Origin of the sequence: Vibrio sp. MMH1-50 (assembly GCF_022347645.1) — a bacterium.
GTDB classification, from domain to species: Bacteria; Pseudomonadota; Gammaproteobacteria; order Enterobacterales; family Vibrionaceae; genus Vibrio; species Vibrio harveyi.
This window is the reverse complement of sequence record NZ_JAKRGG010000013.1, coordinates 105,627-128,389: the sequence shown is the minus strand read 5'-3', so window position 1 is coordinate 128,389 and position 22,763 is coordinate 105,627. Positions and strand designations below refer to the sequence as shown.

Below are 22,763 nucleotides of genomic sequence, written 5' to 3'. Positions count from 1 at the left end.
TTCTTGATTTAGACCCACTAAACCTTTAAATCGCCGCCGCGTCTACAAACCAAGTCAGTCTCGCTGAACCTAGCATCTCGAGGTTACTTGGGTATAAATATGAAAAAGCGCACCACGACGATATGTTAAGGTGCGCTTATTTGTTTGCCCAGCAGCTAATACGAGTCAGTCATAGACCTCCGGCTCTGCCGCAGAATGTTTTTCTTGAAGTTCCAATATCAATAGCGTTAACGCATAAAGAACTTTTGCAATGCTTTGATCGCCATGCCACGACGTTCCAGCAACATGCCTACACGAGGTAGCCACGTTGGTGTACTCAGGATGGTTTTGGCGTGACTAAAGGTTCTAAACCCTTCCTCGCCATGGTAGTGACCGATACCAGATTCACCAATACCACCAAATGGTGCGTCTTCCGCGCCAACGTGCAAAATCGTGTCGTTCACTCCGACCCCACCACTGTGAGTGTTACGGGTAATTCGCTCAATAATGCTCTTATCTTCTGACATGATGTAGAGCGCAAGTGGGCGTTGATTCTGGTTGATGTAGCTGATGACCTCTTGGATATCACGGTAAGGCTTGATTGGCATAAGAGGACCAAAGATCTCTTCCTGCATAATGGTCATCTCTTTCGAAACATTGGTGACTAAGTGCGGATATAATCGTCGACCTTCTGCTCTCGTTTCAGGCACGGTATGTAACTCCGCGCCCTTGGCTTTGGCATCTTCCAATACCGCCTTTAATCGGTCGTACTGACGCTGATTGATGATATGAGTAAAACCTTGTTCTTCTTGACCTTTGAGGTACAGCGCTTCAAAACGTTGTAAGAAGAGCGCGACGAACTCATTAACCCTTCCCTCTGGTACAAAGGCATAATCTGGCGCAACACAAATTTGTCCGGCATTGATGCATTTACCGAACAAAATCGCATCAACTGCTTTGTTCAAGTTAGCATCGTCTGCCACGATAACTGGAGACTTACCACCAAGCTCCAAGGTGATTGGGGTTAAATTCTCCGCTGCAGCACGAGCAACCGCGCGACCAACATTAGTAGAGCCAGTAAACAGCAAGTGGTCGAACGGTAATTTGCTGAACGCTTGAGCCACTTCGGCTTCGCCCTCAACCACCTCGACATCTTCAGGCAACGCTCGACAAATCTCAGAAATCACCTTGTTGGTCATAGGAGTGAATTCACTCAGTTTCATCATCACTCGGTTGCCTGCCGCAAGCGCAGTCACTAATGGCGAGAGACTCAGAATTACAGGGAAGTTCCAAGGCGAGATGATACCTACTACACCAACAGGTTGATATTCAACGGTGACTTTAGACGGGGCAAGTAACAAACCAGAATGACGGCGACTTGGCTTACACCATTTATTAAGGCGTTTTAAGGTGTAATTGATTTGAGCAACCGTCGGCAATACATCCGTCATTGCCGTATCAAATTCAGAGCGGTAACCAAAGTCGGTACTTAAGGCTTCCACCAGCGCTTGCTGGTTATTCAAAATAGTCTGCTTAAGAAGGTTAAGCTTCTGTTTTCTTACCTCTAAGATCGGATAAGGTTCGGCATTGTATGCAGCTTTGAGCTTATCCAATTTTTGTTGCAGCAGTTGACCAACTTCGACGTCGACGATCGCATTCATGATTTTCTCCTTGTGCACCCAATCTAGGGCAATGTCGCACTTATGTATGATTTAAAGTTAACATAAGGGCAACATCCTGACTATTAACGCAATAAGGAAGTTAGAGTTCAAACTCAGATTTGTTTCGGTTAAAGCGCAAGTTTCATCTTGTAGTAAGAGACGTCAGATTTGTAGAAGCGTTCGCCTTCAACGTTCATCCCAAATTTTTCGTAAAAAGCCAGTGCGGATTCTCTCGCATCGCACCAGAAATATTCAACAGGTGAGAACTTAAGACTTTCTAACACATATCGAATCATGGATGAACCAATACCCAACCCTTGATACTCAGGCAAGATAGCAAACTTGCGCAATCGAGCTTGATTGTCATCTCGGTATATCGACGCCACCCCCACCAATACGCTGTCGACGAATGCGCCAAAATGCTCCGCTTCCTCGTCGCCCTCTACTTTGCAATGTTCGATGGGTTTATTTGCCCAAAGTACTTGATGGCGAATTGGCATCGCATCTTGCCAAGTGATTTTATCTATACTGATGTTCATGCGTTACGACTCTCTCAAATGCAATTCATAAATGCCCAAACGCTGACTGGCGTCGAGCATCTCAAAATCATGATCAATGTATTCCTTTAGCGTCGCACCAGCGCGCTCTGCAATTTTGATGCTTGGTATGTTGTCTTCCATACAATGAAATTGGATCACTTTGGCATTGCCTCTTTCTCGAATCAGTGGCACCAAATTCATTAAGACCAAATCAATTATTTGATGACCCCGACCTTTCTCCGCCAACCAATATCCAATCTCGGTCGCTTTGCTTTGTGTTTCGATGCCTTTGATACCAAGCACACCGACAAACTCTTGATTTAGGTTTATCGCAAACCAATAAGCATCGAGAGCATTGGAATTAATTCGTTGAGAAATATACGCCACCGCTTCTCTACGGTTAGTGACCCAGTCTGTCCAAGGTAGATATTGAGATAAACTCTCCCTACTCTCATTAACCACAGAGAGCAAGGTAGAAGCATGCTTAGTCAGCAAAGGCTCAATGGAAATACGCTCAGTAATTTGTAGTGCCTGATGTTGTTCATAGCCTTGGTACATAGTGATTCCGTAGTTAACTTTGCTTGATCAAAGTGAATGGCGTCAGTTCGCTTTCAACATAGTGTTTCCATACATGCTCGTACAGGTGATGTTGATTGGCAAATGGTACGAGTTGTTTTGCCTCTTCTAACGTGCACCAACGGTAGTCGGTATGTTCAAGATTAAGCGTTACTGTTTGATTTGGTTTGCAGAATAATACAAAACAAGGAATAACCATGATTCGATTCTTGTGCGCTTCATAAAACTGTTCGAGAAAGTCTGCAGTATGAAGCTCTACATCTTCAATCTGTGTTTCTTCCTTAAGCTCTCGTACGATCGTTTGCCAGCCAGTTTCCCCCTCTTCGACACCACCAGCGACATGACACCAATAGCCTCCTTTCACTCGTTCTAGTAATAGCATTTTCTTTATGCCGTCGAATTCAGAAATCACCACACCGGACACATGCGTTGCTTGAATAGGAATCATCCACTTTTCCTTTAGAAATTATTGTTTTTTACTCTGAGCAAGACAGTCTACCTCGGTTCAAAAAGAAACGCGGGCTTTATCCCAGCGCACTGATCTTTTTGTGAGTTTAGTGTGCTAAAGTGCGATCTCCCGCAATAAATGAGCAGTAAGATGCCTAACTCACTCAACTCAATGATTCCCATTGGCGTGCGCTTTATGGTGCTGTCCGCGTTTGGTTTTGCACTGATGTCTGCCACGGTCAAGCACGTTAGCTTGCACGGCATTCCCGTATTTGAAATCGTAGCCGCTAGGGCGCTGGTTTCGTTAGTGATCAGCTATCTCGATGTAAAACGTAAAGGTATATCCGTTTGGGGTAATAATAAGCCCTTGCTCTTTGCTCGCGGTGCCGTTGGAACCATGGCTCTGATGTGCGTGTACTATTCCGTTACGACTTTGCCCCTGGCTGAAGCGACCATTTTCCAGTATATCCACCCTGTCTTTACTGCCTTACTCGCCGTTTTCTTCCTTAAAGAACGTATCCAGTTCTCGACGTTTATTTGTATCGCCCTTTGTTTACTTGGGGTCTACGTCATGGTGCGACCAGAAACTGGTCCAGACGCCGAACATGCCTTACCAATGTTCAGTGTGATGATTGCTATCTTAGGCGCATTTGGCAGCTCTATTGCGTATGTAATCGTGCGTAAGCTAAGCCAGACAGAAGACAGCTCTGTCATCATCTTTTATTTCCCATTAGTGGCGCTGCCTGCATCGATTCTTTTGATTGGCGATCAATTCGTCATGCCGGATTTGTATCTAACAATGATGCTTGTTTTGGTTGGTGTGTTTACTCAGATAGGACAACTGGGGTTAACGAAGGCAATGCAAACACAAGAAGCTGGTAAAGCATCGGCTTACTCATATGTACAGATCATTTTTTCTGTTGTGTTAGGTATCGTCTTCTTTGGAGAACTGCCTGCGGTATGGACATATCTGGGGGGAGCTCTCATCGTGACTGGCGCTTTGATTAATGTCTTTGGACAGCACCTAAAACTGCCATTTATGAAGCGATAATAAGCTCTTTATAAAGGAATCCCTTGGTTTCAAACAACAAAAGCCAGATCAAGACTCTGGCTATTCTTTTGACAGCTCAACTAGATTAAGCGGCGAACTTTAAGCCAGCAATACCGGCAACAATGAGCAGCAAGCTGATGAGCTTGATTAACGTGGCTGGTTCATTAAATAAATAGATGCTGGCAATCGCAGTTCCTATTGCCCCTATTCCGACCCATACACCGTAGGCAATGCCTAAAGGTAATGTTCTAAGTGCAATACCAAGTAACCAAAAGCTTAACACCATAAACCCGACCGTAAAGGCAGACGGCGCAAGCTTACTAAAGCCTTCCGAGTATTTAAGACCGACCGCCCATGCCACTTCGCATAGCCCCGCGAGAAATAGAATTGCCCAAGCCATTGAGAGATTCCAAATGATTGGGGTCGTCCCCGATAGTGATAAGAGCGGTGAGGTCGTCCTCACTTCTTGTGAATCCACATTATAAATAAAAAGCGCTCACCAACAAAATTGAAGTGACTTCGCTAGGTTCAGCGAGAATGACTTGGTTTGTAGACGCGGCGGCGATTTAAAGATCTAGTCATTCTAAATCAAGAATCGGCAACAAAGTATACAAGCCAAGACAGCTCGCCCTTTGGGAGCGTGTCATTGACTCGCTTTTTTAGTCAAACAAATGGCTGCGTCAAACAACTTGGAAAGAGCTAACTATTACACTGCGTTGTTTTCCTTACTCTCGAATCAATGACAACGCTCTGAATCCTGCATCTTAAAGTCACTTGGGTATAGACACCTTTATTTAACAGTTTGTATATAAACTTCTGCTGTTGAAAGTGATGCATTTATTGCACAAATCACACAAAACCGGAACAAGCATGCAAATTCGCAATCGTTTGTGTGATTCATGTCGCTTACAAAAGCTACTGATAACTTTAGTATTTGCGCGAATCCAATTATAAGGTATGACATACCCATGAAATATATAAAAACACCTCTTGCTCTCCTCATTGGTGCGACCCTACTTACCGGATGCAATGACGATACTGAATATGTGAATGTTCAACCTAAAGAAGTAAAGATCGCCACTTATAACCTCTCTTTTGATCGCTATACTTTCGAAGCTCTTGTTGCAGAAATGCAAGTTGAACCAGCAAAACAAACTCAGCTCGTTACTGCATACCTTGATAAATCAATTGCTGCGGAAGACAAAGCAATGGCTGAGAAAGTCATTCAGATCCGTAACGTAGCAGCAATCATCCAGAAGAACCGCCCTGATGTTCTGATGATGGCGGAATACAACAACGATGGCACTGGCGAAAACAAAGCCGCGCTAGAGGGCTTCCAGAAAAACTACCTTTCTATCGCACAAAGCCTTGAGGGTGCAGGCGGTAAAGCTGATCTAGAGCCTATCGAGTATCCGTACGCGGAGTCTTACTCGACAAATACTGGCTTAAATAGTGGCTTAGACTTAGATAACGATGGCGTAAAAGGCAAACTACCTGGTGACGCTTGGGGCTTTGGTAACTACCACGGTCAATACGCGTTCGCTTTAATGTCTAAATACAAAATCGACACAGACAACACACGTACTTTCCAAGAGTTTAAATGGAAAGATATGGAAGGCGCTAAGATCCCTACCATCACGCTATGCGACGACCCAAGCAAATTCCCTGAAGGCATGGACTGTGGTGACGATTGGTACACTGCTGAAGAGTGGGAGCAAATTCGTCTGTCTTCTAAAAACCACGTAGACGCACCAATTATCATCCCAACAGAAAAAGGCGATGAAGTTGTTCACCTGCTTATGTCACACCCGACCCCACCAGTGTTTGATACAGGTAAAAACAAAGTACAAAACGGTGCAGAGGTTGAGTTCTGGCATCATTACGTACAGGGTAAAGACTACTTCTACGATGATGCTGGTAAGAAAGGCGGTCTGGCAGAAGGTGCGAAGTTCGTCATGATGGGCGACCAAAACCTTGATCCATTGGATGGTGATGGCTTTAGTGAGATCATGCAAGCATTCCACAATGATCCATTAGTTAACCAAGACGTGATGAATGGCGAGCTTTACCCAACAAGCTTTGGCGCAGCAGAACACGCAGCGGACGACAGTTCTACTCACCCAATTCCAAATCGCATTACTTCAACATTTGGTCTAGGTGTTGACTACGCTATGCCATCAGCAAACCTAAACGTTGTGGATTCTGGCGTTTACTGGGCTGCATCTTATGAAGAAGGTCGTGAGCTATTTAACGATCCTCGCATTGGTGAGAAAGGGAGCGGTAAGGATGTTTCTTCTGACCACCGCATGATCTGGATTAAAGCTCAGTTCTAATCACGAACGTTTTAGAATTTAGTAACACAAAGCCTCGGTTTATGCCGAGGCTTTTTTATCGGGTCTCAAATTACCAGCGGTAAGTAACTGAAACACCGACATCTTCAATTGTCACCCAAGGCACGAGTTGAACATTCTCATCATAAGCATCTGTAAACACGTAAGCACTCAATGTGCCCAATGCAGCACCAGCTAACACATCTCGCCAATAGTGTTTCTTCGCCTCTACTCTGCCATAGCCGACTAATGTGGCAACACCGTATGCAGGTAAACCTGCTTCCCAACCATAACGCAAATAAAGAGTGGTAGCCGAAGCAAAAGCATTAGCCGTATGGTTAGAAGGAAAACTGTCGTTGCCGCTTTTATCTGGACGCTCAGCATCAATGGTGGTTTTACCAATTAAGCCAACACCAGACGCAGCACCAATACTAAAGCCAGCTTGCCAAAAGCCATCCCAGTCCCCTTTGTATACCGGAACAGCCGCCGCCGTTGCGACCAAGCCATACGCGCCAATATCGGTCAACACGTCCCAATCTTTCTCACTCATGGCATAAGTAGATTGGGCACAAAGAGTGGAGACTACAGCAACCAAACGTACAATTTTCTTCATTAATACAACCAATTAGATTTAAAAGTGCGAGCGAAAACTATCACAGCTCTCGCGATTGTTCGACTGCAAACTGTAACAATTAAAGCGTGAATTGTTTGTGAAAGGAGAATCAATGACTGGACTAAAGGGAGTGACCGGAGACATAAAACGGGCAGTTACACACAAACTGCCCGTTTCGGATGTTTTACTTTCTGCGCTTGTAAACCACACAGAAGTTGCCGCGCTTGGTGCGGCACTTAGAGCAGCGTTCGCAGTCCACTTCGGCGCGGTTACCGTCTTTCCAGCGCTTGATCAATTGTGGCTCTGCCAATAACGGACGAGAAAGCGCGAAGAATTGAATCTTGGTGTTTTCAGCCAAGTCTTCAATCGCACAGAAGTCGTTTAAACCACCTACGGTAATTACCGGTACGTTCACATCTTGGCTGATCACTTGACCGTATTCATGGAAGTAGCCTTCTTCTTGTAACGTGTAACCGTCGAACGATTCACCTACCATGGTGCTTGCGTTACCGTGAATGTTACCCGATACAATGATCGCATCAACGCCCACCTCTTCTAGCTTCTTACAAACAATGCGCGTTTCATCGAACGTCAAACCGCCATCGAAGAATTCCGTTGCTGTCAGTTTCACCAGAATCGGGAAATCGTCACCAACTAGCTTGCGTGTTTCGGCATAGATCTCCATAAGGAAACGCATGCGGTTCTCAAGGCTACCGCCGTATTGGTCTTCGCGACGGTTGTAGTATGGGCTTAAGAACTGGTTGATCAAGTACGTGTGCGCCGCGTGGATTTCTACACCATCAAAGCCAGAATCTTGTGCACGCTTACTTGCTTGTGCGAATGCTTTAACTATGTAGTCGATCTCATCTTGAGTCATCGCTTTGCCTTCCGTTTTGGTGCCACGCTCTGGCACCTCACTTGGAGCAAAAATCACACGCTCGCCAACGTTGAATGTTGTTTTTGTGCCACCGTAAGCGACCTGCATGACGATCTTAGAGTCATGCTCATGAACAAGGTCAGTCAGCTTTTTGTATTCATCGATGAAAGAGTCGTTGTAGATCCCCATCATGCCTGCGTTCGGCTTCTCTTCTTCTACGATGTTTGCGTAGCCAGTAACGATCAGGCCCACTTCACCTTTGGCGAGTTCTTCATAAATGTCATAAAGCTTCTCGGTCATATGACCGTCTTCTGTCGCCATATTTTCCCACGTTGCACTGCGTACAAAGCGGTTCTTTAGTGTCATATTGCCAATGCGGGCTTCTGAAAACAAAATGCTCAAGTCCAGTCCTCTTAAAATCTGTCTTTTAGTTCTACATACCCAAGTGACTTCAAGATGCAGGATTCAGAGCGTTGTCATTGATTCGAGATCAAGGAAAACAACGCAGCGGAATAGCCTGCTCTTTCCAAGTTGTTTGACACAGAGATCGAATTAATGACACGCTCCCGAAGGGCCCTCTTTGCAAATAGTAAGGGTCTTGGCTCGTATACTTTGTTGTCGATTATTGATTTAGAGTAACTAGATCTTCAAATCGCCGCCGCGTCTACGAACCAAGTCATTCTTGCTGAAGCAAGCATCTCGAGGTTACTTGGGTATAGATCACTACCGAGCAGGAACGAAAAAGGAACAGCGATACACAAAGCATGGCTGTTCCTTCTCTGAATTTCTGTTCAGTGCGATGAGCGACGCGAACCTTACCGCCGAAACTGCGGCAAAACTTTAATCTGGATTAAAGTTTGGTGAGATAGATCACCGATTCCGCATTCATTGGTTTTGTTCTCATCATAACTACTGATGGCATCAATCGTTAACTCAGATTTACTTTCCTTTAATGAATAAACGGCAGTGGAATCAACTCTAAACCAAGCACGCCACTGATGCTCATTACGACCAATAACGACACCTTAAACACCGCTTTGGACCATTGGATGTAGTTGTTGTAATTCACTTTTTGGAATGTCACCCGTGTCCACATAAAGCACACCGCCGCCGAGACCGCTAAATACTCGTACCCAGCTTCCCCCAACATAAACAACCCAATAGCGACCACACCAAAAGCCACCACATACGCTTTCATATGTTGATGCGCTTTGGCAATGCCCTCTTTAACAGGAAGAACAGGAATGCCTGCATCGCGGTAATCTTGCATACGGAACATGGCAATCGCATAGGAGTGCGGCATTTGCCAGAGGCAAAACATAATGAAGAGTAAAATCGCTTCTAAGCTGATGTAGTTCGTCACCGCAAGGTAGCCCACTAGCGGAGGAACCGCGCCAGAAATGCTGCCGACTAAGGTGCCGTAGACCGAATTTCGCTTGTACCACATGGTGTAGAAGAAGACGTAAAACACGTAACCCAAGAGTACAACCACAGCGGAGAGCGGATTCACCAGTTGGAATAGTAACGCTGTGCCATTCAACAGCAATACCAAAGCGTAAACAAACGCCGCATCGATGTTGATGTTTCCCATCACCAATTCACGGTTTTGCGTGCGCTTCATTTTTTGGTCGATATCGCGGTCGAAGATATTGTTCACCACGCATCCTGATGCAATCACAAGCCCGACGCCAACTAACGTTGTTAGCAACAACAGAAAGTTAGCGGGTTCTGATTTTGCGGCGAGGAAGAACCCCGCCGCAACAGAAATCAGGTTGCCGAAAATGATGCCCGGTTTAGTAATAGACAAATAACTTTTCAGCATACCCTAGCCTACAACTTCATGTTGACGTTCATGTTGTAGATGATCCAGATCGAACCAGCGATCAGAATCAACACAACAATGGCGGTAAACATCAGTGACACCACGTTCCACTGCCCTTCTGACGTCTTCACTTCCATGTGCAAGAAGTACTTAAAGTGCACGAAGATCTGCACAATCGCACAACCAAATAACACAGCATAAGTTGCGGTATCTGGCAGTACTTGCGCCCACACACAGTAGAAAGGAATCACGGTCAGGATCAGAGACGCAATAAAGCCCTTCACGTAATCAGAGGCACCTGTATCTAGATGTTGTTCCATTACATAACCCCCAATAAGTAAACGATTGTGAATACACAAATCCAAACGATGTCTAGGAAGTGCCAGAACAAGCTCAAGCACTGGAATCGCATCGACATGTTATCGTTCAAGCCTTTGGTTGAAAGTTGGTGGTAGCACACGGCTAGCCAGATCAAACCAAAGGTTACGTGCAAACCGTGCGTTCCGACCAAAGTGAAGAACGCAGATAGAAATGCACTTTCTTGTGGACCATAGCCTTCAACAATCAGGTGATGGAACTCATACACTTCCATCCCAATAAAGCCAGCGCCAAGTAAGAAGGTCACTTTTAACCAACGTTTTAACCCTGCAACGTCTTTGCGCTTCATTGCAATCATGCCAAAGCCAAACGTAATACTACTGAATAGCAGCAACATGGTTTCTACAAACACGAACGGCAGTTCGAAAATGTCTTTACCGGTTGGACCCGCAATAGAGCCGCTTTCTAGTACTGCGTAAGTCGCGAACAAAGTCGCAAACAATACACAGTCACTCATTAGGTAAATCCAGAAACCAAACAGCTTAATACCTGCAGAATCATGGTGATGATCGTGGTCGTGAACCGCAACATTAGCTTGCATAGGTCACCTCCAGATCGTCTTTCTTATCGTTGTCTTTCACTTCGTTTTTCTTCGCTTCTTCAAGTTGAGCTCGACGCTCCGCTTCAATCGCTTTGATTTCTTCTACTTCAACGTAGTAATCCACGTCGTCGTTGTAGCTGTGTTGGATACACGTAACGATGATGCCAACAAAGCTTGCTGCTGCTAGCCACCAGATGTACCAGATCATCGCAAAGCCAAATACCAATGCCCATGCAGAAACATAAATACCTGTTGGTGTGTTCTTTGGCATGTGAATGCGTTCGTATTCCACTTCTTTGGTTGGATCGAATTCGCCACTCTGCTTTTGGTACCAGAACGCGTCTAGGACATCACCTTTTGGTAGGTGCGCAAAGTTGTAGAACGGCGGTGGTGAAGACGTCGCCCACTCAAAGGTACGACCGCCCCATGGGTCACCTGTTAGGTCTCGGTTTTGCTCGCGGTCACGAACACTCACGTAGATTTGGATGAACTGACAAGCCACGCCAAGCGCAATCACTGCCGTACCCGCTGCAGCAACTGCCAGCAGTGGGAAGTACTCTGGGTTAAGATCTTGACTTAAACGACGCGTCATGCCCATAAAGCCCAGTGCATAAAGCGGTAGGAACGCCATTAGGAAACCGACAATCCAACAAATGAATGCACGTCTGCCCCATGTTTCGTTCATGGTGAAACCCGTCGCTTTCGGGAACCAGTAAGTGATTGCCGCGAAACAGCCGAATACCACACCACCAATGATTACGTTATGGAAGTGCGCAATCAGGAATACAGAGTTGTGCAGAACAAAGTCCGCGCCCGGAACCGCCATTAGTACGCCCGTCATACCACCTACAGAGAAGGTAATCAGGAAGCCAACTGTCCACATCATCGGCGTAGTAAAGCGGATTCGCCCTTTGTACATAGTGAATAGCCAGTTGAAGATCTTCACCCCGGTCGGGATAGAGATAATCATGGTGGCGATGCCGAAGAATGCATTCACATTTGCACCTGAGCCCATGGTGAAGAAGTGATGCAGCCAAACGACGAACGCCAAAATCGTAATTACGATGGTCGCCCATACTAGCGAGGTGTAACCAAACAGCTTCTTGCGTGAGAAGGTTGCCGTTACCTCTGAGAACACACCAAAAATAGGCAAGATCAGGATGTATACTTCTGGGTGACCCCATGCCCAAATCAGGTTGACGTACATCATTACGTTGCCACCAAGATCATTGGTGAAGAAGTGCGTGCCGATGTAACGATCCAGCGTCAGTAGCGCGATGGTTACAGTTAGGATTGGGAATGAAATGATGATTAGAATGTTGGCACACAGGGACGCCCACGTGAACACTGGCATCTTCATCATTGGCATAGACGGCGTACGCATGCGCAAAATAGTTGCAAAGAAGTTCACGCCCGTCAGCGTGGTGCCGACACCGGATATTTGCAGCGCCCATATCCAATAATCCACCCCAACTCCGGGGCTTGCCTCGATACCAGACAGCGGCGGATATGCCAACCAACCAGTACGACCAAACTCACCCAAGCCAAGTGACATGTTAGTGAGGATCACGCCCACAACAAACAGCCAGAAACTTAGGTTGTTTAGGTAAGGGAATGCCACATCACGCGCACCAATTTGCAGCGGCACGATGATGTTCATCAAACCAATAACTAACGGCATCGCCACGAAGAAAATCATGATTACGCCATGGGCAGTAAAGATTTGATCGTAGTGATGTGGTGGTAAATAACCGCTCTCGCCTGCCGCAGAAAGCAGTTGTTGGCTACGCATCATGACCGCATCTGCAAAGCCACGAATCAACATCACCATTGCCACGGCGATGTACATAAAGCCTAGTTTTTTGTGGTCTACCGAAGTAAACCATTCATTCCATAAGTATTGCCACTTACCCGCTTTGGTTATCGCCGCAACGACAGCCAAACCAACGATCGCGATCACCGCTAGAGTGACGACAATAATCGGCTCGTGATAAGGGATTGATTCAAGTGTTAATCTTCCAAACATTGCGATTATCCTAGATTTTCCGGCAAACAGTTCATTGAACCCGGATGCTGGGTCACGACGTCGGTGAACAAAAATGGTGGAATACTAGAGAACATCTTCACAGGCTCCGCCACCGTTGGTGATGCAAGCGCACGGAATTGCTCCCAGTCTTCGATTCGATCAGGGCTGGCTTTCACTTGTTGCACCCAATTCAGGAATGCAGTGCGATCTTCCATTGCCGCTGCGGTAAATTTCATTTGCGAGAAACCCTTACCGCTGTAGTTAGAAGCAAAGCCTTTGTAATCCCCTGTGTGGTTCGCAATCAGATTTAACTTAGTCACCATGCCTGGCATCGCGTAAATCTGAGTACCGAGACGCGGGATAAAGAACGCGTTCATGATGTTATCTGAGGTCAGTTTGAACTGAACCGGAACATCTTTCGGAAACGCCACGTAGTTCACTGTCGCAATGTTCTCTTCTGGGTAGATGAACAGCCATTTCCAGTCGAGTGACACCACCTCAATGGTGATGGGTTTGACGTCACTTGCGATGGGCTTGGATGGCTCTAACTCGTGAGTAGAACGCCAAGTGATGGTTGCCAAAATCGCGATGATGATGATTGGAATCGTCCACACCACCACTTCAATCTTGGTCGAGTGCGCCCACTCTGGAGCGTATTCCTCGCCAGTGTTCGACTCTCGGTAGCGGTAAGCAAAATAGATTGTCATTAAAATCACGGGGATCACGACAATCAGCATCAGTAAAAGCGCTGTAATGATCAGTTCTTTTTCCTGAACGCCAATACTACCTTTCGGGTCAAGTAGAGCAGAGTTACACCCTGAAAGCATAAGAATGGTTCCTGCCAAACTTATCCTCGCTAAGATGCGTTTGTATCTTGAAGCTTCCATTAACTTTCTCGATGGTTAGCCAACAACAGAGCAAGCCCTGCGATTGGTTGTCTTGGTCATTAGAATATTTTTGTGTTGAGCTTGTGCAGCAATGGACTTCTTGGTGGGAGGTATCAAGTTGCTTGATGGTTAAAACCACACTCACAACGTGAGTTTATTGTTACACTTTGAAATACATTGTTACATTCGAGCGCATTATGCGGAGGGAAAAAGGAAAGCTCATTAGCCACAGATGGAAACTAACGTTCCATTTATGAAAGCTTATATTGATATAGGAATAGCAAAACAGGTGCACAACATTAACGTACTACAGCGCATATTCTTTTCTTTACAGTAACTTAAGCAATGTAAACGAGAGGAGTAATCAGTTGCGTATTCGGCACGAGAGTGTGAGCTACATTAGAAAGTGCGAATTAAGGAAAGCGTGACCAGTATCATAGTTATGAATTCACATACTATTTACATGGCATTTTTCCAGCAAATGATTAGTTAGGCGATTCAATTTGCCAGATTAATACCAAGTGCTTTTTAAGAGTGATATTTGGTTCAATTGTTAATCGAATGAACTCATTAAAACGAAACGAGCGCTACATAACTAGCGCTCGGTGCCAGAAACCAATGGCTCAATGCTACATTCTCATTCCGCCATCCACTTCGAGCACTCGCCCTGTGAAGTAGTCGTTTTCAAGAATGTATTTCACGGCATGAGCAATCTCACTCGTCTCCCCCATCCTACCGACGGGTATCATCTTTTGCAGTCGGTCTATGGCTTCTGGCTTCATTTGATCTGCCATTGCCGTTTTGACGACTCCGGGCGCAATGGCCGCAGAGCGAATGCCATATCTGGCGAGTTCTCTTGCCCATGTTGTTGCCATGGTTGCGACGGCAGCTTTCGAGGCAGAGTAATTGGTTTGCCCAATATTGCCCGCTCTCGCCACGCTAGAGATGTTAATGATGGAACCCTTCGAGCCACTCTCGATCATTTTGACTGCCGCTTCTCGACCACACAAGAAGGTGCCCGTGACATTGACGTTCATTACTAGGTTGAACTGCTCAAGCGACATCTTGGTGATCTCGCCGTCTTTGGCTTTGACTAACAATCCATCTCGCAACACGCCTGCGTTATTAACTAAGCCGTTTAGCTGCCCAAAATCTTGAAGAATCTCATTAAAGGTATCCTCCACTTCAGATTCATTAGTGACATCAAGTCGATAGATCAACGCCTTGGCACTGAGCATGCGGCATTGTTCTTGGGTATTCAGCAGTCCCGTTTCGTTAACGTCAAGCAATGCTAAATCCGCGCCCGCTTGAGCAAGGCTGACCGCCATCATCTGCCCTAGTCCTTGCCCCGCACCTGTGATTGCAATGACACTGTTTTTTAAATCCATATCTGTACTCCATTACTGGATAACTTCCATGCTTAAACGCCTGATAGGGAATCTCGCTTTTAGCCCTTCTGGTTCTTATAGAATTCAAACAAGCTTGAAAAGTCGAGTTCTGCATGACCTGCTGCGTTATGGAATGCATAAAGATTACGAGCCAAAGAGCCCATCGGAACAGAAGAGTTGGTTTGCAGCGCCGCATCCAAGCCTAATCCGAGATCTTTGAGCATCAACTTGCTCATAAAGCCGGGATTGTATTGATTACTTGCTGGCGCAGAGTCCATCACGCCTGGGCATGGGTTATAGAGCTCCAGCGCCCAGTTTCGACCAGAGCTTTGCAGCATGATATTGGATAAGACTTTCGGGTCGAGACCATGGTCAATACCGAGATTGAGTGCCTCACAGGTTCCCGACATCAAAATTCCCAACATCAGGTTATTACAGATTTTTGCCATCTGACCGTCGCCCGCTTTACCAGCGTGGAACACGTTCTTACCCATATATTGCAAGATCGCATTGGCTTTAGAGAACGCTTCATCCGAGCCACCAACAATAAAGGTCAGCGTTGCTGCTTTTGCGCCTGCTACACCACCAGAGACAGGAGAATCGACAAACAACAATCGTTTGTTCTGAGCTTCGTTCGCCACCAAGCGTGCGGAATCTGGATCGATGGTCGAACAGTCAATCAGCAATGCGTTGTCCTGCACAATGTTGAGCAGACCGACACCACCGTGCAAATCCCCTAAGTATACCGCGCGCACGTGTGCACCTGCTGGTAGCATGGTGATGACGGTTCCCGCGCCATCTACGGCTTCTTCTAACGTGTTAGCAACCACCGCGCCAAACGGTTCAAGTTGCTTCGCCGCGTTCACATCCACATCGAACACTTGCACGTGAAACCCTGACGCCAATAGGTTTTGTGCCATTGGACTGCCCATGTTGCCCAAGCCAATAAATGCAATGGTACTCATGTTGTTTCTCCTTATTTTCCTAGCTGTGCAAGTGGATGTTCCTCTTCTGACCAAAGAGAAGTGAACAAGGTATCGATAACGATCTCATCGACTTCACTGACGCTGTTAAACATCCATTTTGGATTGCCATCTTTATCAACTAATCGAGAGCGCACGCCCTCTTCAAACTCACCGAGTAATGCGCTACGAACTGACAAGGTTAGCTCTAGACGGAAACAATCCGCCAACGACAAACGGTGGTACTCTTTGACTTGTCTAAAACAGATATGTGCGGCGATCGGACTGCCCGCAACAAACGATTTTTGTGCGTTCTCAAGCCATTGAGTCTCGCCTTCCATTGCTTGAATACGTTGGGCAATCTGATTTAAGTCATAGCCTTTGCAGGCTTCTTTAATTTGGTCGAGATAAGGGCAAATCTGAGTCGTCGGCTTACTGTCGATGACTTGATCTTCCATCAACTGAAGTAACGCACTGACAAGCGATTTGGCATCGGCAGAGCCCCAGTCGACTTGTTTCAGCTCTTCTAACAGTGCCGGATATTGCTCTTCCAACAGCAACCATTCTGCCAAACCGATAGTGACAGCGTCACTTGAGTTCACCATTGCACCGGTTAACCCAAGGAACAAACCTACCTCTGGGTCGATTTGGCTTAAGAACCAAGTACCACCTACGTCTGGGTAAAGTCCGATATTGATCTCTGGCATCGCAAGACGAGATTTAGGCGTGACGACTCTATGGCTGGTTCCCATAAACAAGCCCATGCCACCGCCCATCACAATGCCCTCTCCCCAACCAATGATTGGCTTTTGGTAGGTATGAATCAGGTAATCGCATTCGTACTCAAGCGAGAAATAGTTAGAACAGAACTCGGCTGTCTCTTCTTTGCTTTTGTCGTGCATGACGTGGTACATGGTTCGTACATCGCCCCCTGCACAAAACGCTTTCTCACCCGCGCCATTGAGGATGACACACACCAAATCAGGGTCATCTTGCCATTCGATAAGTTGGTCGTTGAGCTCTGCCAACATGTCGTAAGTCAACGCATTCAAAGAAGCCGTGTTGTCTAACGTCGCGATACCAATTCGGTGCACGCCGTCTAAGCAATCTATTTCGCTAATGGTTACTTTCCCTGTCATGCGACCTCCTATTGATTCTTCCAGTTGGGTTTACGTTTTTCTAAGAAGGCACGAACTCCCTCGGTTTGATCTTCGGTATCGAATAAGTTTAGAAACAGCTCTCGCTCTTTAATCAGACCATGTTTGAGTGGCGCTGAACGCATGTTTTGGATAAGTGCTTTACATGCGGTTACCGAAGAAGGCGATTGATTGGCAACCGATTCTGCAAGCTCAATTGCTTTATTAAGCGCTCCACCTTTTTCCACCACTTCTTCCGCTAAGCCAAGTTCTCGAGCTTGTGCTGCACCGACTTGTTCACCGCACAATATGATGCGTTTCGCCCAACCTTCACCGACCAATGCGGTTAGGTTTTGCGTACCACCAGCACAAGGCAGTAATCCGACTTTCGCCTCTGGTAGTGCCAGCACGGCTTGCTCTTCCACCACACGAATATCACACGCCAATGCGACTTCTAATCCACCTCCCATGGCGTAGCCGTTGATGGCAGCGATAGAAACCCCTCGAAATGCAGACAGCGTTTCAAAGGCTTCACCAAAGATACGTGCCATCTCTAACGCCACCGCTTTATCGCCATCGGCAAACAACTTGAGGTCTGCACCTGCAGAGAAAAACTTCTCTCCACTCCCAGTGAGCACTAGAGCGTAAACGTCTTTGTTGTCGTTTAGCGCTAGCACTAGCTCTTTCAACGCGGTTAAGCTTTGTGACGTCCATGTATTAGCGGGCGGGTTGTTCATGGTCACCACCGCAACATGATTGCTGATGGTGTGTTGAATCGCTTGTTGTTCTGTTAGTGACATATCTCTGAATCCTTTCTTGATGAAAATGACCTGAGCTTTATGAATAAAAGCAGAGCTTGTCGGCTGCACTTATAGCAATGCCGACTCCTCTGCGAGCAATCGACGCGCGATGATCAACCGCATGATCTCGTTAGTACCTTCCAAAATTTGGTGTACTCGAACATCACGGAAATAGCGCTCCATCGGGTATTCTTTGATGTAACCGTAGCCACCGTAAAGTTGCAGTGCTTGGTCACAAACTTGAAAACCAACATCGGTTGCAAAGCGTTTTGCCATGGCACAATAAGTCGTGGCGTCTGGGTCACCTCGGTCTAACTTGCTGGCGGCGTAACGTACCAGTTGGCGAGCAGCGACAAGCTCGGTTGCCATGTCTGCCAGTTTGAACTGCAATGCTTGGAATTGAGCTAATGATTTGCCGAACTGTTTACGTTCTTGCATGTACTGCGCCGCTTGATTCAACGCTTGCTGAGCCGTACCGACCGAACAGGTCGCAATGTTGATGCGTCCGCCATCCAAACCTTTCATGGCGAACACAAACCCTTGCCCCTCTTTACCGAGCAAATGTGAGGCAGGAATAGAAACATTGTCGAAAGTCACCGCGCGTGTAGGCTGACTGTTCCAACCCATTTTCGGCTCTTTACGTCCGTAGCTAATGCCGTCTGCATCGGCGGGGACAACAAACGCGGATACACCTTTCGCGCCTGCATCGCCAGTTCTCGCCATCACGACTAAAACGTCGGTATCGCCTGCGCCAGAGATAAAGGTTTTGCCGCCGTTGAGTATGTAGTTATCACCTTGCTTGGTCGCAGAAGTCGTTAGAGACGCCGCATCCGAGCCTGCGTTTGGTTCGGTTAAACAGTAAGATCCAAGGAATTCACCCGTAATGAGTTTTGGGCAAAACGCGGCTTTCACTTCATCGGTCGCAAAGCTCGCGACCATCCAAGTGACCATGTTGTGAATGGTCATAAACGCGGTAGTCGATGTGCACCCCATGGAGAGTTGCTCGAAAATGATAGACGCGTCCAAACGGCTTAAGCCCAAACCGCCTTGTTCTTCTGGGGTATAGAGGCTCAAGAAACCGAGTTCTCCTGCCTCTCGAAGAATGTCTTTCGGGAAGATTTGTTTCTCATCCCACTCTGCTGCCATTGGCGCTAAACGCTCTGCGGCAAACTGCTGAGCGGTGTCGGCAAACATACGTTGATCTTCGTTGAGTTCAAAATCCATATGAGCTCCTTACTTCGTTAGCGCAGGTTAATGGTGAGGTTTGGACCGGTTGGGATATCATCATCAAACCAACGAGCCGTAACAGTTTTAGTCTCGGTGTAGAAGCGCACCGCTTGTTTTCCGTAGGCGTGCAAATCTCCGTAAAAGCTGCCGCGCCAACCCGTAAACGAGAAGAATGGCAAAGGCACGGGAATCGGTACGTTCACACCTACCTGACCGACTTGAATCTCATGTTGATACTTTCTCGCCGCCGCACCATTCGCAGTGAAGATGGAGGTTCCGTTGCCGTATGGATTGCGATTCACGAGCTCTATCGCTTCTTGTAACGTGTCGACCTCAATACACACCAAAACAGGTCCGAAGATTTCTTGGGTGTAAATCGACATCTCGGTGGTGACGCCACTGAATAAAGTTGGACCGACCCAGTTACCTTCAGGGAAGCCTTCCACTTCACATTGGCTACCATCAAGTTCACACACCGCCCCTTGTTGTTTGCCTTCTTCAATCAAACCAAGCACACGCTGCTTTGCATGTGCACTGATCAAAGGACCATAAGCGGCATTCTCATCATCCCAAGCGCCAGGATGCACTTTCGCCATTTCTTGTTTTAAGTCGGCAATCCATTCTTTCGAACTGCCTACAAACACAGCGACAGATATCGCCATACAACGTTGCCCTGCCGCACCAACCGAAGAGCCAACTAAGTTGTTCACCACTTGGTTTTTGTTCGCATCTGGCATCACTACCATATGGTTTTTCGCGCCAGCAAAGGCTTGAACACGTTTGAAGTTCTGCGTGCCTGTGGTGTAGATGTATTGCGCTACGGGTACAGAACCAACGAAAGAAATGGCTTGGATATCGGGATGTTTCAGCAACAAGTCGACCTGCTCTTTACGACCGTGCACGATTTGCAGCACACCTTTTGGCGCACCAGCTTCTTCGAACAGCTCAGCCAAGCGAATGGACGTTAGCGGCACTTGCTCAGAAGGTTTAAGGACAAAGGTATTTCCGCTCGCAATCGCAATTGGGAACATCCATAAAGGGATCATGGCTGGGAAGTTAAAAGGCGTAATACCGCTGCACACCCCAAGCGGTTGAATCAGCGAATAACTGTCGATATCGGTCGCAACATTCTCGACGGTTTCTCCCATCATGTTGCTGGCAATATTGGCAGCTTGCTCGACCACTTCGATACCACGCCACACATCTCCTTTTGCGTCCGCAAAGATCTTGCCTGTTTCGTGAGAAAGTAACGTCGCCAGTTCATCGTGATGTTCTTTAAGTAAATGTTGGTAGCGCAGCATTAAACGCGCACGCTCCGAAACAGCGACATCTTTCCAACAGGTAAAGGTGGCTTTTGCACTCTCAATTGCCGCGTGCATCTCTTCATCCGTTGCGCACGGCAAGCGCGCAATCACATCATTAGTGGCTGGGTTTGTCACTTCTACCCAATCCGTTGCTTGAGATTCACGAAACTCACCATCGATGAATAAGGGAACCGTGCGAGTCATAATCTAGTCCTTCTTTACGTTATTCGATAATTGGAATTAAAGCGGTATCTCGATACCAATAGCAGTGGCTTCACCACCACCGATACAAAGTGATGCAACACCTCGCATCACTTTTTTATTGTTGTTGTCACCATCTACACCAAGCGATTGCAGTTGACGCAGGCTATGAATAAGGGTCACCAAAATACGAGCTCCGCTTGCGCCAATTGGATGCCCAAGCGCACACGCACCGCCTTTGATATTTACTTTGCCTTTATCAATGCCTAATTGGCGTACCGCGATTTGCGTGACAACGGCGAACGCTTCGTTGATCTCCCAAAGGTCAACCTCATCTACTGACCAATCGAGTTGAGATAACAACTGCTCTATTGCAAAGACTGGCGCGAGGGTAAATTCGGCGGGCTTTCTGGCGTGGGTCGAGTGCCCTTTGATGATTGCTAATGGCGTTAAGCCTTGATGCTGTGCTACCTGCGAGTCCATTAACACTAGGGCAGCCGCACCATCGGAAATCGCACTCGAGTTCGCAGCCGTCACCGAGCCGTTCTTATCGAACGCAGGTTTGAGTTGAGGGATCTTGTCGAGCTTGATGGAGCGTGGATGCTCGTCATAATCCAATGTTGAAGTGCTATGACGAGTCGTGATTTCTATCGGCGAGATTTCGTCGTCAAACAGACGCTGATCTTGCGCTTCCAATGCTCTTGTCGCGGATAGCATCGCCCATTCATCCATTTGTTCACGAGTAAACTCAGAACGGTCAGCCGTTTGCTGCGCATAAACGCCCATCAAGTGCCCTTCATATGCATCTTGAAGACCGTCTAGAAACATGTGGTCATAGGTAGATTGGTGACCCATTCGCATGCCATTACGCGCTTCTTTAAGCAGATACGGCGCATTGGTCATGCTTTCCATACCACCAGCGACGGCGCTGCGAATGCAGCCCGCTTTGATAAGATCGTGAGCCAGCATGACGCTTTTCATGCCAGAGCCACACACTTTGTTGATGGTGGTACAGCCTGTCGTCAGTGGAAGATCTGCACCTAGCGCTGCTTGTCTGGATGGTGCTTGTCCGCATCCCGCAGGTAATACGCAGCCCATGTAGACTTCGTCGACTTCCCTAACGCCGCTCGCATCCATTGCCGCTTTGATAGCAAATGCCCCTAATTGAGGCGCTGAATAACCTTGTAACTGCCCTTGAAAGCGCCCGATTGGCGTTCGCTTTGCACTGACAATCCAGATGTCGTTTCCCATGATCTCGTCCCTTCTGACGATAATTCACAGTTCACGAACTCATCCCTCACACCTGCTACCACGGAGCTTTCACACAGAATGTGGTGTCGCTCCAGCCTCTCATAAAACGATGAATTTTCGCACTGTGATTTCTTGACGTTTACGTAAGCATAGCACTAACATTTACGTTAACGTAAAGAAACACATTAATAACAACACAAATTTACTCTCCTGCTTTTAGCTAGCGCGTTTAGTTCAAGGCTTGAAGGGATTTTAAGAAGCCAAAACTATTCATTAGAGGGATAAACCGAGTGGATAAATTCAAGATAAGTGACCTCGCCAAAGAGTTCGACATCACGACCCGAAGTATTCGTTTTTATGAGGATGTCGGGCTGATAGAGCCGGAACGAAAAGGCAACATTCGCGTGTATCAACGCAGAGATAAGATCCGTCTCAAGCTGATTTTACGTGGTAAGCGATTGGGCTTTTCGCTTGCAGAAATTCGGGAATTGTTCGAGCTGTACGATACCCAACAAAGCGATGGTCAGCTCCTTAAAATGCTAACCATCATTGATGAAAAACAAGCGCAATTACAGCAGCAACTGGATGATATTAGCGTTGTAATGAACGAGCTAGAAACCGCCAAAGAGCGATGCAAACAAGCGCTAAGCGACAACAAAACTAACAGCCAATAACTAAAAACTTGTAACGACTAAAACAAACAAGAATAACCATAATTTCCAAGCCCAAGCAGTGTAACTCGAACTAACAACCGCAGTACTTTCAAC

Annotated in this window: 22 protein-coding genes; 3 read left to right on the top strand and 19 right to left on the bottom strand. The window is 46.8% G+C overall.

Annotated features, from left to right (window positions below; all coding sequences use genetic code 11):
• Positions 1-227: 227 nt before the first annotated feature.
• From MHO32_RS12510 to MHO32_RS12495, 4 genes are all read right to left on the bottom strand, one after another.
• Positions 228-1,640, bottom strand: coding sequence for a coniferyl aldehyde dehydrogenase (locus tag MHO32_RS12510; RefSeq protein ID WP_239212346.1), 1,413 nt, complete (start codon positions 1,638-1,640; stop codon positions 228-230).
• Positions 1,641-1,768: 128 nt separating this feature from the next.
• Positions 1,769-2,179 carry a GNAT family N-acetyltransferase gene (locus tag MHO32_RS12505; protein ID WP_005451623.1) on the bottom strand — a complete coding sequence of 137 codons (411 nt, stop codon included), beginning with the start codon at positions 2,177-2,179 and terminating at the stop codon, positions 1,769-1,771.
• Positions 2,180-2,182: 3 nt separating this feature from the next.
• Complete coding sequence (locus MHO32_RS12500) at positions 2,183-2,737, bottom strand: GNAT family N-acetyltransferase (protein ID WP_239212345.1); 555 nt, start codon at positions 2,735-2,737, stop codon at positions 2,183-2,185.
• Positions 2,738-2,750: 13 nt separating this feature from the next.
• Complete coding sequence (locus tag MHO32_RS12495; RefSeq protein WP_239212344.1) at positions 2,751-3,203, bottom strand: NUDIX hydrolase; 453 nt, start codon at positions 3,201-3,203, stop codon at positions 2,751-2,753.
• A 150-nt stretch (positions 3,204-3,353) separates the two neighbouring features.
• Here MHO32_RS12495 and MHO32_RS12490 point away from each other — a divergent pair, with 150 nt between their 5' ends.
• The gene (locus MHO32_RS12490; RefSeq protein ID WP_239212343.1) at positions 3,354-4,253 is read left to right on the top strand and encodes a DMT family transporter; all 900 of its coding nucleotides are present in this window, start codon (positions 3,354-3,356) and stop codon (positions 4,251-4,253) included.
• Between the two features lie 85 nt (positions 4,254-4,338).
• Here the strand turns inward: MHO32_RS12490 and MHO32_RS12485 are convergent, their stop codons facing one another.
• Complete coding sequence (locus MHO32_RS12485) at positions 4,339-4,653, bottom strand: DMT family transporter (RefSeq protein ID WP_005451619.1); 315 nt, start codon at positions 4,651-4,653, stop codon at positions 4,339-4,341.
• 568 nt (positions 4,654-5,221) lie between these two features.
• On the opposite strand from MHO32_RS12485, the gene MHO32_RS12480 reads away from it, so the two are divergent.
• Positions 5,222-6,586 carry an endonuclease/exonuclease/phosphatase family protein gene (locus tag MHO32_RS12480; protein WP_239212342.1) on the top strand — a complete coding sequence of 455 codons (1,365 nt, stop codon included), beginning with the start codon at positions 5,222-5,224 and terminating at the stop codon, positions 6,584-6,586.
• Positions 6,587-6,656: 70 nt separating this feature from the next.
• Here the strand turns inward: MHO32_RS12480 and MHO32_RS12475 are convergent, their stop codons facing one another.
• The 14 genes from MHO32_RS12475 to MHO32_RS12410 all read right to left on the bottom strand — a co-directional run bounded on the left by MHO32_RS12475 (position 6,657) and on the right by MHO32_RS12410 (position 21,996).
• Positions 6,657-7,196 carry a phosphatase PAP2 family protein gene (locus MHO32_RS12475; protein WP_239212341.1) on the bottom strand — a complete coding sequence of 180 codons (540 nt, stop codon included), beginning with the start codon at positions 7,194-7,196 and terminating at the stop codon, positions 6,657-6,659.
• 184 nt (positions 7,197-7,380) lie between these two features.
• Positions 7,381-8,475, bottom strand: coding sequence for an NADH:flavin oxidoreductase (locus MHO32_RS12470; RefSeq protein WP_239212340.1), 1,095 nt, complete (start codon positions 8,473-8,475; stop codon positions 7,381-7,383).
• Positions 8,476-9,022: 547 nt separating this feature from the next.
• On the bottom strand, positions 9,023-9,895 hold the full coding sequence (gene cyoE / locus MHO32_RS12465; protein ID WP_042605322.1) for a heme o synthase: 873 nt from the start codon (positions 9,893-9,895) through the stop codon (positions 9,023-9,025).
• A gap of 8 nt (positions 9,896-9,903) precedes the next feature.
• Positions 9,904-10,215: a cytochrome o ubiquinol oxidase subunit IV gene (cyoD, locus tag MHO32_RS12460; RefSeq protein ID WP_005443825.1), complete on the bottom strand. Its 312-nt coding sequence runs from the start codon at positions 10,213-10,215 to the stop codon at positions 9,904-9,906.
• Positions 10,215-10,814 carry a cytochrome o ubiquinol oxidase subunit III gene (gene cyoC, locus MHO32_RS12455; protein WP_005451611.1) on the bottom strand — a complete coding sequence of 200 codons (600 nt, stop codon included), beginning with the start codon at positions 10,812-10,814 and terminating at the stop codon, positions 10,215-10,217. Before cyoC ends, cyoD begins: the two co-directional genes overlap by 1 nt.
• Positions 10,804-12,840: a cytochrome o ubiquinol oxidase subunit I gene (cyoB, locus tag MHO32_RS12450; RefSeq protein WP_239212339.1), complete on the bottom strand. Its 2,037-nt coding sequence runs from the start codon at positions 12,838-12,840 to the stop codon at positions 10,804-10,806. The genes cyoC and cyoB overlap by 11 nt, the downstream gene beginning before the upstream one ends.
• Positions 12,841-12,845: 5 nt before the next feature.
• The gene (gene cyoA / locus MHO32_RS12445) at positions 12,846-13,727 is read right to left on the bottom strand and encodes a ubiquinol oxidase subunit II (protein WP_078609229.1); all 882 of its coding nucleotides are present in this window, start codon (positions 13,725-13,727) and stop codon (positions 12,846-12,848) included.
• A gap of 629 nt (positions 13,728-14,356) precedes the next feature.
• Positions 14,357-15,115 carry an SDR family oxidoreductase gene (locus MHO32_RS12440; protein ID WP_050908348.1) on the bottom strand — a complete coding sequence of 253 codons (759 nt, stop codon included), beginning with the start codon at positions 15,113-15,115 and terminating at the stop codon, positions 14,357-14,359.
• 59 nt (positions 15,116-15,174) lie between these two features.
• Positions 15,175-16,080 (bottom strand): 3-hydroxyisobutyrate dehydrogenase, encoded by a 906-nt coding sequence (mmsB, locus tag MHO32_RS12435; protein ID WP_050933953.1) that lies wholly within the window; start codon positions 16,078-16,080, stop codon positions 15,175-15,177.
• 11 nt (positions 16,081-16,091) lie between these two features.
• On the bottom strand, positions 16,092-17,216 hold the full coding sequence (locus MHO32_RS12430; RefSeq protein ID WP_239212338.1) for an enoyl-CoA hydratase/isomerase family protein: 1,125 nt from the start codon (positions 17,214-17,216) through the stop codon (positions 16,092-16,094).
• Between the two features lie 8 nt (positions 17,217-17,224).
• Positions 17,225-18,013 carry an enoyl-CoA hydratase gene (locus tag MHO32_RS12425; RefSeq protein ID WP_005440685.1) on the bottom strand — a complete coding sequence of 263 codons (789 nt, stop codon included), beginning with the start codon at positions 18,011-18,013 and terminating at the stop codon, positions 17,225-17,227.
• Positions 18,014-18,082: 69 nt separating this feature from the next.
• Positions 18,083-19,237, bottom strand: a complete 1,155-nt coding sequence (locus MHO32_RS12420) for an acyl-CoA dehydrogenase family protein (RefSeq protein ID WP_239212336.1) — start codon at positions 19,235-19,237, stop codon at positions 18,083-18,085.
• Positions 19,238-19,254: 17 nt separating this feature from the next.
• Positions 19,255-20,748, bottom strand: coding sequence for a CoA-acylating methylmalonate-semialdehyde dehydrogenase (locus tag MHO32_RS12415; protein WP_239212334.1), 1,494 nt, complete (start codon positions 20,746-20,748; stop codon positions 19,255-19,257).
• A gap of 36 nt (positions 20,749-20,784) precedes the next feature.
• Entirely contained in the window at positions 20,785-21,996 is a 1,212-nt protein-coding gene (locus tag MHO32_RS12410; RefSeq protein ID WP_239212332.1) for a thiolase family protein, read from the bottom strand.
• A gap of 290 nt (positions 21,997-22,286) precedes the next feature.
• On the opposite strand from MHO32_RS12410, the gene MHO32_RS12405 reads away from it, so the two are divergent.
• The gene (locus MHO32_RS12405) at positions 22,287-22,670 is read left to right on the top strand and encodes a MerR family transcriptional regulator (protein ID WP_239212330.1); all 384 of its coding nucleotides are present in this window, start codon (positions 22,287-22,289) and stop codon (positions 22,668-22,670) included.
• Positions 22,671-22,763 lie beyond the last annotated feature (93 nt).